Below are 14,301 nucleotides of genomic sequence, written 5' to 3'. Positions count from 1 at the left end.
CGGGCCCGGTCCGCTCGGCGCACGGTCAGTCGCTGATGAGGTCGCGGCCCCGCCCGACGATGAGCGGATCGGGTCCGGTCGCGAGGACGTCCATGTCCTTGTTGTCGTAGTCGAACTTGTCGAGGATGTAGCGCATCGCGTTGAGGCGGGCGCGCTTCTTGTCGTTGCTCTTGACCACGGTCCACGGCGCGTAGTCGGTGTCCGTCGCGGCGAACATCTCCTCCTTCGCCGCGGTGTACGCGTCCCACTTGTCCAGCGAGGCCAGGTCCATCGGCGAGAGCTTCCACTGCCGCACGGGATCGATCTGGCGGATCGCGAAGCGGGTGCGCTGCTCGAGCTGCGTCACGGAGAACCAGAACTTGGTCACGTCGATGCCGTCCTCGACCAGCATCTTCTCGAACAGCGGCACCTGGTGCGTCCAGCGCTCGTGCTGCTCGTCGGAGCAGAAGCCCATGACCCGCTCGACGCCGCCGCGGTTGTACCAGGACCGGTCGAACAGGACGATCTCGCCCTTGGTCGGGAAGTGGTCGATGTAGCGCTGGAAGTACCACTCGCCCGCCTCGCGCTCGGTGGGCTTGACCAGCGCCACCACGCGCGCGCCACGCGGGTTGAGGTGCTCCATGAAGCGCTTGATGGTGCCGCCCTTGCCCGCGGCGTCGCGGCCCTCGAACACGATGACCAGGCGCTGCCCGGTGTCCTTGACCCAGCGCTGCAGCTTGAGCAGCTCGATCTGCAGCAGCCGCTTGTCGCGTTCGTACTCCGAGCGCGGCATCCGCTCCGCGTAGGGGTAGCCCTCGCGCCAGGTGTCGACGACGTGCCGCTCGGGCGTGAGCAGCACGGGATCGTCGTCATCGTCGTCGTTCACGGAGAAGCCCTCGGTCGCCCGCAGGTCCACGATCCGCTGCAGTGCCTCGCGGCCGCTGACCGCGCTCAGGTCGATGCCCACGGGCAGGTCGAGATCCATCACGGGCGGAACGGTACGGGCACGCTCGGACCGGCGGGTGAACGTCGCATGAACGGGCGGTGTGCCACGGTCGGTAAACTGTGCGGAATGCCGACCACCGCCAACCGCGGGCGCCGCCGCGCCGAGCACCTCGGGCCCGAGCGTCGCCGCCCCCAGGTCCTCGACGCCGCGCTGGAGATCGCCGCGCGCGACGGCCTCGCCGCCGTGACCATCGGCACCGTCGCCGATCGCCTGCAGGTCACGCGCCCCGTCATCTACTCCTGCTTCCCGGACCGCGTCGCGCTCATCACCGAGCTGCTCGACCGCGAGACCGAGACGATGATGACCTACGTCCTCACGTCGCTGCACAACGCGCACGGCGAGGATCCCGAGACCGCGTTCATCATCGGCATGCGCGGGCTGCTCGACGCCGTGAACGAGCGGGCCGACACGTGGCAGCTGCTGTTCTCCGGCGTCACCGATCCGGAGGTCGTGCACCGCGTCCGGGGGGCCCGCGCGACGCTGGCGAAGCAGGCCGAGGAGTGGATCCGGCCCGCCCTCGTCCGCTGGTGGGACATGCAGGACCTCGACGAGAAGCTGCCCATGCTCATGGAACTGTTCGTGTCCGCCTGCGAGGCCGCCGTGCGGTCGATGCTCGCCGGCCGCCCCGACGACGCCGGGCCGGGATGGCGCGGCGATTCCGAGCGGATCGGCGCGTTCTACGGCTCCGCGATCTACCGCGCCTTCCACGGCGCCTGACGGTCCGCCGCCGGGCGACGGCCCGCCGTCACCTCACCGGTGCCGGCTCCACGCGGCCCACAGGGCGGCGTACCGTCCGCCCGCGCGCCGCAGCTCGTCGTGCGTGCCCTGCTCCACGACGGCGCCGCGCTCCATCACGAGGATCCGGTCGGCCCGGGCCGCCTGGCTGAGCCGGTGCGCCACGACGAGGGCGGTGCGCCCGGCGAGCGCGGCCTGCGCGGCCTCCTCCAGTACATCCGCGTCGGCGCTGTCCGCGTCGGCCGTGGCCTCGTCGAGGATCGCGACGGTCGGGTCCAGTAGCACGAGGCGGGCCAGCGCGAGCTGCTGCTCGCGCTGCGGCGTCAGGGCGTGGCCGCCGGCGCCGACCACGGTCTCGAGCCCGTCGTCGAGCAGCGCCACCCACTCGGCGGCGCCCACCCGCTCGAGTGCAGCGCGCAGGTCCGCGTCGGAGGCCGACGGTGCCGCCATCCGCAGGTCCTCGGCGAGGGTGCCGGCGAAGACGTGCACGTCCTGCGTGAGCAGCACGGGGGCCGCGGCGTCGGGGAGGTCCGCGAGGTCGGTGCCGCCGATCCGGATCGTCCCGGCCCGGGGCACGTGCACGCCGGCGATGAGCGCAGCCAGGGTGGTCTTGCCCGCGCCGGAGGTGCCGACCACGGCGACCGTCTCCCCCGGCTCCAGGTGCACCGTCACCCCGTCGAGCACGCGGCGCCCGTCGCCGTAGCCGAACGCGAGCCCGTCGACCTCCACGCGGGGCGGGCCGTCACTCACGTCCACCGTCCCCGACGGTGCCGGGCCCGCGGCCTCGTCGTCGGCGAGGCGGATCACGCCGACGATCCGCGCGAGCGAGGCGCCCGCGGACTGGATGTCGTCCATCACCATGAGCAGCGCGCCGATCGGCCCGAACAGCCGCAGGAACAGCAGCATCGCGGTGGTGACCGCGCCGACGGTGACGAGGTCGCCGGCCACCAGCGCGACGCCGAGCAGCAGAATCGCCGCCATCCCGACGAACTCGGCGAGGTTGACCCGCCCGAACAGGCGGTTCTGCACGATCCGCGCGCGCATGCTCCACCGCACGACCCGCCAGGAGCCGTCACCGACACGCAGGCTCGCGCGGTCCATGAGGTCGTAGGCGTGCACGGTGGGCAGGCCTCGGATCGAGCCGAGCATGTGGTGCGCCCGTTCCGCCATGGCGGCCCGCTCGGACCGGTACACCGGGGGCGCGGTCCGCACGTACATGCGGGCGCCGAGCACGTAGACCGGCAGCACGACGAGCACCACGACGAGGAAGCGCCAGTCGAGGGCGGCGAAACCGGCGACCGTCACCGCGACGGAGAAGCCCGAGCGGGCGAGCGCCGGTACGCCGCGGGAGATGGCCTGGCTGACCACGCCGACGTCGTCGGTGGCGCGGGAGACGAGATCCCCGGAGCCGGCGTCCTCGACGCGGGCCTGGGACAGCCGCAGGGCGGCGCCGACCATGGACTCGCGGAGCCGGGCGAGCGCCGTCTCGAAGAGTCGCGCCGAGAGCGCGATGCCGGCGCCGGTGAGGGCCGCGGACGCGATCGCCGCGGCGGCCATGAGCCCGCCGATCCGCAGCACGGCGGGGTACCCGCCCCCGTCGATCGCCACGTCCACCATGGCGCCGAAGCCCCACGGCACCGCCAGGCCGAGCGCCGCCCCGGCGAGCAGCACCACGACGACGAGCGCGAGGGTGCCCCGCTTCCCTGCCAGCAGGCCGCGGGCGTAGCGGAAGGTCTCGGCACCGTCGGCGACGGGCAGCGTGCCGGTGGCTCCGGTCGGGGGAGCGCTCACGCGTGCACCTCCGCTCCGGCCGGGGTCACGGTGAGGACGGTGTCGGCGGCGGCGATCAGCGTCGGCGACGACGTGAAGATCACGGTGGCGAGGCCCTCGCGAGCGGCACCCAGCCGGTCGGCGATAGCGGCCTCGGTGACGGAGTCGACGGCGCTGGTGGGGTCGACGAGCACCAGCGTCCGGGTGTCGGTGGCGAGCGCGCGGGCCAGCGCGACGCGCTGCCGCTGGCCGCCGGAGAGCAGCCGCCCGGCCTCGCCGACCGACGTCTGCAGCCCGTCGGGCAGCACGTCGAGGACGTCGTCGCAGGCGGCGGCGAGCAGCGCCGCGGCGACCCGGTCGGGCGCGCCCCCGGCGGCGACGTTCTCCTCGACGGTGCCCTCGAACAGGGTGGTGGCGTGGGGCGCGACGCGCACCGTCCGCAGCGCCGCGGGCTGGGTGAGCGTGTAGAGGTCGGTGCCGCCGACGGTGACCGTCGCGCCCGGTCGCGGCGCGCCGGTGCGCGCGAGCAGCGCGGTCGCCGCGGCGGTGGTCTCGGCGCCGCACACGACGGCGGTGACCCCGGCGGGCGGGAACTCCAGGTCGACGACGCCCTCCCCGGCGGGGACGCCGGTGACGCGCACGGGGACGTCCTCCCCGTCGTGCGCGTGCAGCACGCCCTCGTCGCGGGCGAAGGGCGCCTGCAGCACCATGAGCACGCGCGTGGCCGAGGCATTGCCCGCGACCCAGAACTTGCCGACGTTGGTGCCCATGGCCTGCAGCGGCGCCATCACCACCTGGGTGAGGCCCACCACGGTGATGAGCTGGCCGACGGTGAGGTCGCCGTGCACGGTCTTGAGCCCGGCGAGCACGCCCACCAGCACGACGAAGACCGCGGCGACGGCCTCCATCGCGCCCACGTACACGCCCTCGGAGCGGCGGGCCCGGATCACCGCGGCGAGGGCGCGGGCGCTCGCGGACCGGTAGCGACGGTCCGCCTCGGCCTCGGCGTGCATGCCCTTGACCACGCGGAACCCGGCGACGAGGTCGGCCGCGGCGCCGGCGGCCTCGCCGGCGGCGCGCTGTTCGGCCTCGCTGCGGGCGCGGAGGGAGCCGCCGGCCTTGTCGAGGCACCACAGCATCGCCGGTGCGCCGAGCAGCACCAGGAGGCCCAGTTGCCAGGAGATGGACAGCAGCACGGCGCCGCAGAAGACGATCGCCGCCAACTCGCCGACGGGGTAGAGCCCGAGCGCGACGGACATGGCGAGGCGCTGCACGTCGGAGGTCGCGATGGACAGCAGCACGCCCGGCGAGTGACCGCCGCCCAGGCCGCGGGGATCGAGGATCCGGTCCGTGACCTGCGTGCGCAGCCGGTGCTGCACGGTGTTCATGCCGAGGAAGCCGATGCGGGAACCGAACCGGAAGCTGAACGAGAGGAACGCGAACAGGACCGCGAGCACGAGCACCCAGCGGAGCGTGGCGGCCCAGTCCCCGGTCCGGACGGCGCGGTCGATGGCGAGGCCCATCACGACGGGAACCAGCGCCTCGCCCACCTGGTGCCCGACGATGAGCAGGCCCGCGGGCAGGGTGCGCGCCCGGTCGCCGAGCATGGTCCGCAGCACCAGCTGCCGCGGCGTGGTGTCGGCGTCCACCGGGATCGGCCGGTGCTCCGGCTGCCGCTCGGGCGCCTCGAAGAACACCGGCAGCCGGCTGCCGGTCCAGTCCGCCACGCTCAGCTCCGCGCGGTCTCGGTGAGGCGGAAGGGCCCCAGCACGGTCCGCAGCTTGTTGCGGGTCTCGGCGAGCTCGGCCTGCGGGTCCGACGCCCCGACGATGCCGCCCCCGGCGTAGGCGCGCAGTCGCGCACCGTCGAGCTCGGCGCACCGGATGCTGACGCGCCAGTGCCCGTCGCCGTTCGCGGTGGTCCAGCCGACGGCGCCGGCGTAGAAGCCCCGCTCGCCCTCGATCTCGGCGATGGCGCGGGCGGCCGTGCGGCGCGGGAAGCCGCACACGGCGGGGGTCGGGTGCAGGGCGAGCGCGAGGTCGAGCGCGCTGGTCGCGGGGTCGGCGAGCCGGCCCTCGATCTTGGTGCCGAGGTGCCACACCGGTCCGGCGCGGGTGACCGACGGCGCGGCGGGCACGTCCAGTTCGGCGCAGAGCGGCGCGAGCGCGGCCGCGATCTCGTCGACGACGTAGGCGTGCTCCTCGCGGTCCTTCTGCGAGTCCAGCAGGCCCTCGGGCGAGGTCGCGGTCCCGGCGAAGGGGTGGCAGAAGACGGTGTTGCCCATGCGGCCCACGAGGATCTCCGGGCTCGAGCCGACGAGCCAGCGGCCGCGGTAGCCGCCGCCGGCGGCGCGCAGGTCCACCGCGAAGGCGTTGCCCTCGAGGTCGCGCTGCTCGAGCGCGGCGGCCACCGCGAGCGGATCGAGCGGGGCGTCGGCCTCGAAGTCGACGGCGCGGGCGAGCACCACCTTCTGCAGCTCGGAGGCGTCGATGAGGGCGACGGCGCGGCGCACCCGGTCGACGTGCTCGGCGGGCGCGGGGTGCTGGGCGGTCTGGGTCAGGGTCGGCAGGTCGGCGGGTGCGCCGCCCGCCGGGCGCCCGGCGCCCGGCGCCGCGTCGCCGAACTGCTCCGGCACCGTCAGCGCGGCGGGATCGTCGAGGTCGAACGGCAGCGCGCCCACCACTGCGGGGGCGGTGCCGGCGCGCAGGGCCGCGGCAGCGGCGTGCGGGTCGACGAAGGTCGCGACGGTGCCGCGGGCGGCGAGGCGCTGACCGGCGGCGGTCAGCAGGAAGTGCGGATGGCCGCTCTCCCCGCTCGTACTCGCCGTCATCGCAGTGCCTCCAGAACCTTGCTCGTAGTCTCCACTCTGCCGCATCGGCCCGCCACATAGGTGAGCGCGTTGGCGTGATCCTGTGCGGAGAAGTCGGCGACGGCGTCGCGCACCACGTAGGGCTGTACGTCGCGCATGAAGGCGTCGAGGGCCGTGGTCATGATCCCGATGTGGGCGTAGATGCCGGCGATGACCAGCTGATCGCGGCCCCAGGCCCGCATCCGCTCGGCGAGGTCCGACTTGGCGAAGGCGCTGTAGCGCCACTTGGTGAGCAGGACGTCGTCGTCGGCGGGGGTCAGCTCCGTGATGATGTCCTGGTTCGCCGTCTTCAGGCCGGGTCCCCAGAAGTCGGTGAGCAGCGCCCGCTCCTCGGGGTCCTGATCGCCGGGCTGCGCCGTGTAGACCACGGGCACGCCGGCCGCGCGGGCCGCGGCGCGCAGCGCCACGATGTTCGGCACGACGGTGCGCAGCGGCTCCGCGTCGCGCTCGAACGGGCCGACGAAATGCTCCTGCATGTCGTGGATCAGCAGGACGGCGCGCGCCGGTTCGACCGTCCAGTCGACGGTGTCGGGGCACTCGATCTCGGGCAGGTCGTAGGCGACCGTTCTGGGCAGGCTCACAGCTTCTCCTCGTTCTTGCGCGCCTCGTCCTCGCGCCGGACGAGGTCCGCCAGCGCGCGCCGCAGTTCGCGGCGACTGATCTTGCCGACGCCCGTCGTGGGGAATTCGGCGACGAACTCCACCCGATCGGGCACCTTGTACTCGGCCACGCCGCGGGCGCGGACGAACTTCTTCACGTCGGGCACGGTGGGCCGGTCGTCACCGGTGAGGAGCACGGCGCAGGTCCGCTCGCCGAGGAACTCGTCGGCGACGGCCACGATCGCCGCGTCGATCACCAGCGGGTGGGCCAGGAGGTGGTTCTCCACCTCCTCCGCGGCGATCTTCTCGCCGCCGCGGTTGATCTGGTCCTTGGCGCGGCCCTCGACCACGAGGTGCCCGCTCGGCAGCCTGCGCACGATGTCGCCGGTGCGGTAGAAGCCCTCGGCGTCGAAGGATTCGGCGTCGACACCTCCGAGGTAGCCGCGGATCGTGTACGGGCCCCGCGTCCAGAGGTGGCCGGGGTCGCCGTCGGCGACGGGCTTCCCGTCGTCGTCGAGCACGCGGACCTCGTCGTCGGGCGAGATGGCGCGGCCCTGGGTGCCCAGGACCAGGTCCTCGGGGTCGTCGTCGCGGGTGTAGTTGACCAGGCCCTCGGCCATGCCGAAGACCTGCTGCAGCCGGCAGCCGAGCTCGGGAGCCACGCGCCGGGCGGCCTCGGGCGGGAACTTCGCGCCGCCGACCTGCAGCACGTCGAGGCTGCTCAGATCAGCCGTCGCGCCGGCGCCGCCACCTGCTCGGGCCTGCAGCCAGAGCATCGCGAGCGGCGGTACCAGGGAGGTCATCGTCACCTTCTCGGCCTCGATCAGGGGGAAGGCCCGGGGCGGTGCCGGGTCGGTCCCGAGCACGACGGTGCCGCCGGCCCAGAGCACGCCGAGGATGCCGGGGCTGCTCATCGGGAAGTTGTGCGCCACGGGCAGCACCACGAGGAAGCGGCTGCCGGGGCCGAGTCCGCAGATCCTCGCGGACTCGCGGACGGAGTACAGGTAGTCGGCGTGCGTGCGCGGGATGAGCTTGGGCACGCCGGTGGTGCCGCCGGAGAGCTGCAGGAACGCCAGGCCCTCGGGGTCGACGGTGGCCGGCGCCCCACTCGCGATCCCGGCGCCGGAGGCGCCGTCGACATCGGCGGCGGTCTCCCCCGCCGTGGCGCCGAACGTCAGGTCATCGACGACGTGCACCTCGGCGCCGGTCTCGGCGGCGACCTCGGCGGCCAGCGCGCGGTGGTCGAAGCGGTTGATGGTCGCCGCGGTGATCAGGGCCTTCGCCCCGGCGGTGCGCACGAAGTGCACGAGCTCACTGCGGCGGTGCGCGGGTAGCGCGAAGACCGGGACCGCCCCGAGGCGGAACAGCCCGAAGAGCACGGTGACGAACTCCGCCGTGTTCGGCAGTTGCAGCACCACCCGGTCGCCGGCGGCGATCCCCGTGGCACGCAATCCCGCCGCGGTCATGGCCGCCGCCGTGTCCAGCTCGCGGTAGCTCAGTCGCACCGGCGCGCCGGCGACGTCCTGGGCGACGAGCGCCTCGGCGTCGCCGAAGCGCTCCGCGGCCTCGGGCAGGAAACCGGCGAAGGTCTCGCCGGTCCAGTAGCCCGCCGCGCGATAGCGCTCGGCGAACTCCTCAGGGAAGTAGCGGGTCTCGGTGCTGGTCATACGGTGGCGCCTCCGTCGACGGTGAGTACCTGCGCGGTCACGTGCCGCGCATCGGGCGAGAGCAGGTAGTCGATCGCGCCGGCGATGTCGTCGGCGTCCGCGATCCGCCCGAGCGGGATGCCCAGCCGGTGCCGGGAGAGGTCTCCCGCGATCGCGGCCTCCGCGGCGGCGGCCCCGCCGAACGCGGTCTGCATGGGCGTGGCGGTGGAGCCGGGGGCGACGACGTTGATCCGCACGCCGCTGCCGGCCAGTTCGAGCGCGAGCGTCAGGGCCGCGTTGTGCGCGGCGGCCTTCGACGCGCCGTACGCGCCCAGGCCGACGCGCGGGCCGTTCCCCGCGTTGGAGCCGACGATCACGGCGGCGCCGGCGCCGCGCTCGGCCATCCGCCGGGCGGCAGCGGTGAGCACGTGGACGGTGCCGGTGAGGTTCACCGCCAGGGCGGACGCCCAGTCCTCGGCGGGGGTGTCGAGGAGCGGCCCGGCGACCAGGATGCCCGCGCAGTGCGCGAGGGCGTCGACGGGGCCGCCGGCCGTCTCGGCGGCGTCGAGCGCGGCGGCGACCGCGTCCGCGTCGGTCACGTCGAGGACGTGCGAGGTGGCGGTGCCGCCCGCCGCGGCGACGGCGCGCGCGGTCGCGACGAGCCCGTCGGCGTCGCGGTCGGCGAGGGCGACGGGGCCGCGTCGCGCGAGCCGCAGCGCGGTCGCGGCGCCGATCCCGGAGGCGGCGCCGGTGATGAATGTGTGCATGTCTCGCTTCCCCGGATCAGCCGAGATAGGCGCCGGAATCGGCGAGGATCTTCGCGGCGGGGTGCTCGGCGCCGTCGGCGGTGCGGACCCGCTCGACGACGAGGGCGGGGTTGCCGCCGCGCCACGCGTCGGGTCCGGCGACGACGGCGATGCCGTCGCCGTCGGGCACGCAGACGCGGCCGGGCGTGCCCCCGTACCGCTTGCTGGACACGGAGGCCGCCGTGATCGCGAGCCGCTCGCCGCGGAAGACGGTGTGGGCGTTCGGGTACGGATCGGATTGGGCGCGGATGAGCCGCTCGATCGCGTCGGCGGGCCACGACCAGTCGATCGCACTGTCGGCGTCGGAACGCTTGTGGAAGTACGTCGCGGCGGCGGGGTCCTGCGGGATCGGCTGCGCCGTCCCGGCTTCCAGCTCTCGGAGCGACCGGGCGACGAGCGGCCCGATCAGGTCGACGGTGCGGTGGAACAGGTCGACGGTGCGGTCCGTGGGACCGACGGCGACCGACTCCTGCGCGATGATCGGCCCCGTGTCGAGTCCTTCGTCCATGAGGTGTGCGGTGACGCCGACGTGGGTCTCACCGTTGATGAGCGCCCAGATCAGCGGCGAGAAGCCGGCGTATTTCGGGAGCAAGGAGTCGTGGATGTTGAGGGTGCCCAGGCGCGGCATGTCGTAGATCGATCTCGGCAGCCAGGTGCGCCAGTTGTTGGCGACGATGATGTCCGGCGCGGCGGCCGAGACCGCTTCGAAGAGAGCGTCGTCGGGCTTCTTCGCGAGGTGCACCGGCACACCCCGCTCGGCGGCCAGCTCCTCGACGGAGTCGTTCCACATCCGCTCGTAGGGATTGTCGGAGACGGGGTGGGTCACGGCGAGCGCGACCTCGTGGCCGGCATCGAGGACGGCGGACAGTGTGCGGTGGCCCCAGGTCTGGAAGCCGAAGGTGACGACGCGCATCATGCTCCCTTCGCGACGGTGGTCAGGTGGGCGTCGGCGGTGATCCCGTCGAGGATCTCCCCGGCGCGGACGGCGACGTTCGACAGCAGCGTCGAGCCGAGGCCGTGCGTGGGTTCGGTGGCGCCCTGGACGTACAGTCCGTCGACGGGCTCGCCGTCGACGGTGAGCCGGTAGTCGCGGCCGACGCTCATCCGCTCGGGCGCGACGTCCCACCCGGCGAGCACGTCGGAGACGCCGATCGAGTGGAACCCGGTGGCGCACACGACGGCCGAGTAGTCCTCACCGGTGGTGGCGTCGGCGATCCGGTCTCGCAGCGTGACCCGCACGCCGGTGTCGGACGCCACCGCCGAGGTGACCACGGTGGCGGGCCGCATCAGCAGCCGGCGATGGCCGGAGACCTTCTCCTGGTACTCGACGGCGTACAGCTCGTTGATGAGTTCGATGTCCACGCAGCCGTAGTTGGTGGTCGCGTGCCGGGCCATCAGCTCGTCGCGGACGCCGGCGGGCGCGCCGTAGAAGTCGTCGACGGCGGCGGGATCGAAGACCCGGTTCGCGTACGGGCTGTCGTCGGCGGGCTGGAAACCGTAGGAGTTGAAGACGCTCTCCACCACGGCGTTCGCGTAGCTGCGGTGCAGGTACTGGGCCACCTCGGCCGCGCTCTGTCCGCCGCCCACCACGAGGAACCGGTGCGGCGCCGCGGGATCCAGGTCCGCGGCGGCGAGGTGCTCGAGCAGCCGGTGGTTGTGGAACAGCCGCGGTCCCGCGGCGGCCCACTCGGGCAGCCGCTCACGCAGGCCGGTGGCCACGACGACGGACCGGGCGCGCAGTGCGCCGTCACCGTCGGGACCGGTGTACCGGACGAGCCAGCGCGCGCCGTCGACGGCGCCGTCCACCGATTCGACGGCGGTCACGGTGGTGCCGTAGTCGATGCGGGCGGCCACGTTCTCGGCCACCCACGAGAGGTAGTCGGTGAACTCCACGCGGGTCGGGAAGAACGTCTGGTGGTTGACGAAGTCCACGAGCCGGCCGCGCGCCTCCAGGTAGCTCAGGAAGGTGAACGGGCTGCGCGGGTTGCGGAGAGTCACCAGGTCCTTGAGGAAGGCGATCTGCATCGTGGCACCGTCGAGCAGCATGCCGGGGTGCCAGGCGAAGGAGGGCTTGCGCTCGAGGATGGTCATCGCGAGCGGCGGCAGGCCGGTCCGGTTCCGCTCGTCGACGGCTGCGGCGAGCCCCAGATTGGACGGTCCGGCCCCGATCCCGACCACATCGGTGATCGCGTGCTGCTGTCCCATGTATCTCCCTCGTCGACGACCTAGATAGGATAGGCATACCTGAAACCAGAGAGTATTCGCCAGTCCGGGAAAGGCTTGTGTCCAGTGACACAGCCACCCCGTAGCAAAGGAGAAACCGTGTTCCGGACCTTCCGACCCGCCCGCGCCGTTGCGGCCGTCGTCGCCACGACTGCGCTGGTCATGGGCGCCGCGGCGTGCGGCACCGGCTCGCCGGCCGACGAGCGCGCCCAGAGCGACGCGGGCTTCCCCGTGTCGATCACATCGGCGCTCGGCACCACCGAGATCAAGGCACGCCCCGAACGCGTGGTCACCCTCGGCTGGGGCAGCACCGAGGCTGCGATCGCCCTCGGCGTGACGCCGGTCGGCATGCGCGACATGACGTCGGAACTCGGCGAAGGCGGCGGCGGGATCATGCCCTGGGTGCAGGAGAAGCTCGGCGACGCCGAGCCGGTCCTGCTGGCCGAGTCGAGCCGGTCGCTGCCGCTCGAGCAGATCGCGGCACTCAAGCCCGACGTGATCCTCGCCGTCCAGTCCGGCCTCACCGCGGACCAGTACGCGCAGCTGAGCAAGATCGCGCCGACGGTCGCGCAGCCGGGCCGCAACTGGCAGACCTCCTGGCAGGACCAGACCACCCTCGTCGGTAAGGCCCTGGGCCGCGATGCCGAGGCGAAGACCCTGATCACGGAGACCGACAAGCGGATCGCCGACGTGAAGGGCGCGCATCCGGAGTTCGCCGGGAAGACGGTCGCGGCGGCCAGCGGCACCACCTCCGACGGCCTGAACTTCTACTTCGACACCGATCCGCGCGTGCAGCTGCTGCAGAGCTTCGGATTCACGGTGCTGCCCGAGCTGGCGTCGCTGCGCGAGGCGACCCCGCCCGGCAAGTTCGCTGCGCCGGTGAGCTGGGAGAACGTACCGAAGTACAACGCCGACGTGCTCACCTCGTGGTACCTGGATCCGGCGAAGCGCGGTGCGACCGAGGGCAACCCGTCGTTCGCGAGCCTGAAGGCCGTGCAGCGGAGGGCCTACGTGCCCCTCACGGATCCGCCGCTCGTCTACGCCGTGAGCTCGCCCAACGTGCTCGACCTGCTGTGGCTGCTGGATCGTTACGTGCCGGCGCTCTCGGCGGCCGCGAAGAACGCGGGCTGACCCCGCACAGCGCCGCCGGGCGGCTCCGTCCGGCGGCGCCACAGCCCTACAACCCCGCGGCCTCGAGGGCCTGTTCGTAAAGGTCGGTCGCCTCGTCGCGGGACTTGCCCGCGGCGAGGGCGTCGGCGAAGACGGCGCGCAGCCGCTCCTCCCCCGCCGCCTCGAACCGCTTGGTCCACGCCTCGGCGTCGTGGCGCCAGTACCCGACGATGTCGGCGCGGTCGCGGGCCCATCCGAGAGCGCGCACGTGCTTCTTGGCGGCGCGGGTGTCCGCCGCCTCTCCGGCCAGCCACAGGTAGCCGTCGGTCGGCAGGTCGACGGTGCGCAGCACCTCCGGCAGGCGGCTCGGCGCGGCGCCGTTGCCGGTGCCGATCAGCTCGATGATCTCGGTTCCGGGACGGTCGGGGAGATAGGCGATCTCGGTGCGGTCGAGGACCTCGGCGATGACGGTGACGTCCACACCGGCCGGGGTCTCCTCCAGGATCCGGGCGAGCGCGGGCAGCGCCGCGAGGTCGCCCGCGAGCACGTGCCGCGCGGCGTCCGCGGCGGGCTCGTACCAGGATCGGGGGCCGGCGGCGAGCAGTCGCCAGCCGGGGCGGGCGGCACGGAACCAGTCGATCGCGGGCCCGTGCCCGTGCTCGGCCACGTCGATCAGCATGCGGCGGGTCGCCGGGTCGTACGCGCGCACGGAGTAGTTGCGGTGACCGAGGCTGCGCTCGGGATCGGCGATCTCCCAGCCGCCGAGCGCGCCGGGATCGTCCGACGGACGGGCACTCAGCTCGGTGCCGTCGGGCGAGAAGTAGAAGGCGATGGACTCGTCGCCGGGCGTGATCGGAACGTATCCCGCGGCGCTGCCGTCACCGACTTCGAATTCGAGGCGCAACAGGTTCTCGGCGACCTGCGAGGTCGCGGTCAGGGTCAGGACGAAATCGTTCCACTTCATGAGTCACTCCGGACGGTCGGGCCGCGTCACGGGTCGAACCCGCTCCGCGGCGAACGGACAGCGGCGTGGTCCGGCACGCGAGACACCCACAAGCAAAGTGTAGGCTTACCTACCTGACCGCACCGCAGATTACCCCAAGGAGACGGTTTCCGATATGTCCACCTCCCCGCTGACCGCACACCGCGTGCGCGCCGATGTCGCCGAGTTGCTGCAGGTGCCCGCTGAATCCATCGCGGACGACGACAACCTCTTCGACCTGGGCCTGGACTCGGTGCGGGTGATGACGCTCATCCAGCGGTGGCGCGATGCGGGCGCCGCCGAGCTGGAGTTCCCCGATCTCGCGGAGCAGCCGGAGCTCGCGCACTGGCAGCGGCTCGTGGCCCGCGGATGAACCCGTTCGACGAGCCGGACGCCGGCTTCCTCGTTCTGCGCAACGCGCTGCAGCAGCGTTCGCTGTGGCCCCGCTTCGCCGACGTGCCCGCCGGCTGGACGGTCGAGTTCGGCCCGGCCTCGCGCGAGGAGTGCCGAGGGCACATCGAGGCCGCGTGGACCGACCTCCGTCCGCAGCGCGCCGACCTCCCCCGTTAGCCGACA

Annotated in this window: 14 protein-coding genes; 4 read left to right on the top strand and 10 right to left on the bottom strand. The window is 73.2% G+C overall.

Features of this window, described 5'->3' with window-relative positions; translation table 11 throughout:
- Nucleotides 1–25: 25 nt before the first annotated feature.
- Nucleotides 26–964 carry a polyphosphate kinase 2 gene (ppk2, locus tag ELY19_RS11040; RefSeq protein WP_126198796.1) on the bottom strand — a complete coding sequence of 313 codons (939 nt, stop codon included), beginning with the start codon at nt 962–964 and terminating at the stop codon, nt 26–28.
- An 87-nt stretch (nt 965–1,051) separates the two neighbouring features.
- Here ppk2 and ELY19_RS11035 point away from each other — a divergent pair, with 87 nt between their 5' ends.
- A complete protein-coding gene (locus tag ELY19_RS11035) occupies nt 1,052–1,702 on the top strand; it encodes a TetR/AcrR family transcriptional regulator (protein ID WP_126196238.1) in 651 nt (216 codons plus the stop codon).
- Nucleotides 1,703–1,735: 33 nt separating this feature from the next.
- Here the strand turns inward: ELY19_RS11035 and ELY19_RS11030 are convergent, their stop codons facing one another.
- Genes ELY19_RS11030 through ELY19_RS10995 form a run of 8 tightly spaced genes read right to left on the bottom strand, consistent with a single transcriptional unit; the run spans nt 1,736 to nt 11,615 of the window.
- Nucleotides 1,736–3,511, bottom strand: coding sequence for an ABC transporter ATP-binding protein (locus tag ELY19_RS11030; protein ID WP_126196237.1), 1,776 nt, complete (start codon nt 3,509–3,511; stop codon nt 1,736–1,738).
- Nucleotides 3,508–5,217, bottom strand: a complete 1,710-nt coding sequence (locus ELY19_RS11025; protein WP_227966734.1) for an ABC transporter transmembrane domain-containing protein — start codon at nt 5,215–5,217, stop codon at nt 3,508–3,510. The genes ELY19_RS11030 and ELY19_RS11025 overlap by 4 nt, the downstream gene beginning before the upstream one ends.
- A gap of 2 nt (nt 5,218–5,219) precedes the next feature.
- Nucleotides 5,220–6,320: an isochorismate synthase gene (locus ELY19_RS11020; protein ID WP_126196236.1), complete on the bottom strand. Its 1,101-nt coding sequence runs from the start codon at nt 6,318–6,320 to the stop codon at nt 5,220–5,222.
- Nucleotides 6,317–6,940, bottom strand: a complete 624-nt coding sequence (locus ELY19_RS11015) for an isochorismatase family protein (protein ID WP_126196235.1) — start codon at nt 6,938–6,940, stop codon at nt 6,317–6,319. Before ELY19_RS11015 ends, ELY19_RS11020 begins: the two co-directional genes overlap by 4 nt.
- A complete protein-coding gene (locus tag ELY19_RS11010; RefSeq protein ID WP_126196234.1) occupies nt 6,937–8,625 on the bottom strand; it encodes a (2,3-dihydroxybenzoyl)adenylate synthase in 1,689 nt (562 codons plus the stop codon). Before ELY19_RS11010 ends, ELY19_RS11015 begins: the two co-directional genes overlap by 4 nt.
- Entirely contained in the window at nt 8,622–9,371 is a 750-nt protein-coding gene (locus ELY19_RS11005) for an SDR family oxidoreductase (RefSeq protein WP_126196233.1), read from the bottom strand. Before ELY19_RS11005 ends, ELY19_RS11010 begins: the two co-directional genes overlap by 4 nt.
- A 16-nt stretch (nt 9,372–9,387) precedes the next feature.
- Nucleotides 9,388–10,323, bottom strand: a complete 936-nt coding sequence (locus ELY19_RS11000; protein WP_126198794.1) for a methionyl-tRNA formyltransferase — start codon at nt 10,321–10,323, stop codon at nt 9,388–9,390.
- Nucleotides 10,323–11,615, bottom strand: coding sequence for a lysine N(6)-hydroxylase/L-ornithine N(5)-oxygenase family protein (locus tag ELY19_RS10995; RefSeq protein ID WP_126196232.1), 1,293 nt, complete (start codon nt 11,613–11,615; stop codon nt 10,323–10,325). The genes ELY19_RS11000 and ELY19_RS10995 overlap by 1 nt, the downstream gene beginning before the upstream one ends.
- A 117-nt stretch (nt 11,616–11,732) precedes the next feature.
- Between ELY19_RS10995 and ELY19_RS10990 the strand changes: the two genes are divergently transcribed.
- Nucleotides 11,733–12,764: an iron-siderophore ABC transporter substrate-binding protein gene (locus tag ELY19_RS10990; RefSeq protein WP_126196231.1), complete on the top strand. Its 1,032-nt coding sequence runs from the start codon at nt 11,733–11,735 to the stop codon at nt 12,762–12,764.
- Nucleotides 12,765–12,810: 46 nt separating this feature from the next.
- Here the strand turns inward: ELY19_RS10990 and ELY19_RS10985 are convergent, their stop codons facing one another.
- On the bottom strand, nt 12,811–13,707 hold the full coding sequence (locus ELY19_RS10985; RefSeq protein ID WP_126196230.1) for a siderophore-interacting protein: 897 nt from the start codon (nt 13,705–13,707) through the stop codon (nt 12,811–12,813).
- Nucleotides 13,708–13,861: 154 nt separating this feature from the next.
- Here ELY19_RS10985 and ELY19_RS10980 point away from each other — a divergent pair, with 154 nt between their 5' ends.
- Nucleotides 13,862–14,098, top strand: coding sequence for a phosphopantetheine-binding protein (locus ELY19_RS10980; RefSeq protein ID WP_126196229.1), 237 nt, complete (start codon nt 13,862–13,864; stop codon nt 14,096–14,098).
- Nucleotides 14,095–14,295, top strand: coding sequence for an MbtH family protein (locus ELY19_RS10975; protein ID WP_126196228.1), 201 nt, complete (start codon nt 14,095–14,097; stop codon nt 14,293–14,295). The genes ELY19_RS10980 and ELY19_RS10975 overlap by 4 nt, the downstream gene beginning before the upstream one ends.
- Nucleotides 14,296–14,301 lie beyond the last annotated feature (6 nt).

Source organism: Tsukamurella paurometabola (assembly GCF_900631615.1).
Taxonomy (GTDB): domain Bacteria; phylum Actinomycetota; class Actinomycetes; order Mycobacteriales; family Mycobacteriaceae; genus Tsukamurella; species Tsukamurella paurometabola_A.
Note: the sequence above shows the minus strand (reverse complement) of the source record. Positions and strands in the feature narration are given on the sequence as shown.

What these genes read in the sequence shown, in the direction of transcription:
- ppk2 (WP_126198796.1), bottom strand. Translation starts at nt 964, where the DNA reads ATGGATCTCGACCTGCCCGTGGGCATCGACCTGAGCGCGGTCAGCGGC.
- ELY19_RS10975 (WP_126196228.1), top strand. Translation starts at nt 14,095, where the DNA reads ATGAACCCGTTCGACGAGCCGGACGCCGGCTTCCTCGTTCTGCGCAAC.
- ELY19_RS11020 (WP_126196236.1), bottom strand. Translation starts at nt 6,320, where the DNA reads ATGACGGCGAGTACGAGCGGGGAGAGCGGCCATCCGCACTTCCTGCTG.
- ELY19_RS11000 (WP_126198794.1), bottom strand. Translation starts at nt 10,323, where the DNA reads ATGCGCGTCGTCACCTTCGGCTTCCAGACCTGGGGCCACCGCACACTG.
- ELY19_RS11035 (WP_126196238.1), top strand. Translation starts at nt 1,052, where the DNA reads ATGCCGACCACCGCCAACCGCGGGCGCCGCCGCGCCGAGCACCTCGGG.
- ELY19_RS10980 (WP_126196229.1), top strand. Translation starts at nt 13,862, where the DNA reads ATGTCCACCTCCCCGCTGACCGCACACCGCGTGCGCGCCGATGTCGCC.
- ELY19_RS11010 (WP_126196234.1), bottom strand. Translation starts at nt 8,625, where the DNA reads ATGACCAGCACCGAGACCCGCTACTTCCCTGAGGAGTTCGCCGAGCGC.
- ELY19_RS10985 (WP_126196230.1), bottom strand. Translation starts at nt 13,707, where the DNA reads ATGAAGTGGAACGATTTCGTCCTGACCCTGACCGCGACCTCGCAGGTC.
- ELY19_RS10995 (WP_126196232.1), bottom strand. Translation starts at nt 11,615, where the DNA reads ATGGGACAGCAGCACGCGATCACCGATGTGGTCGGGATCGGGGCCGGA.
- ELY19_RS11005 (WP_126196233.1), bottom strand. Translation starts at nt 9,371, where the DNA reads ATGCACACATTCATCACCGGCGCCGCCTCCGGGATCGGCGCCGCGACC.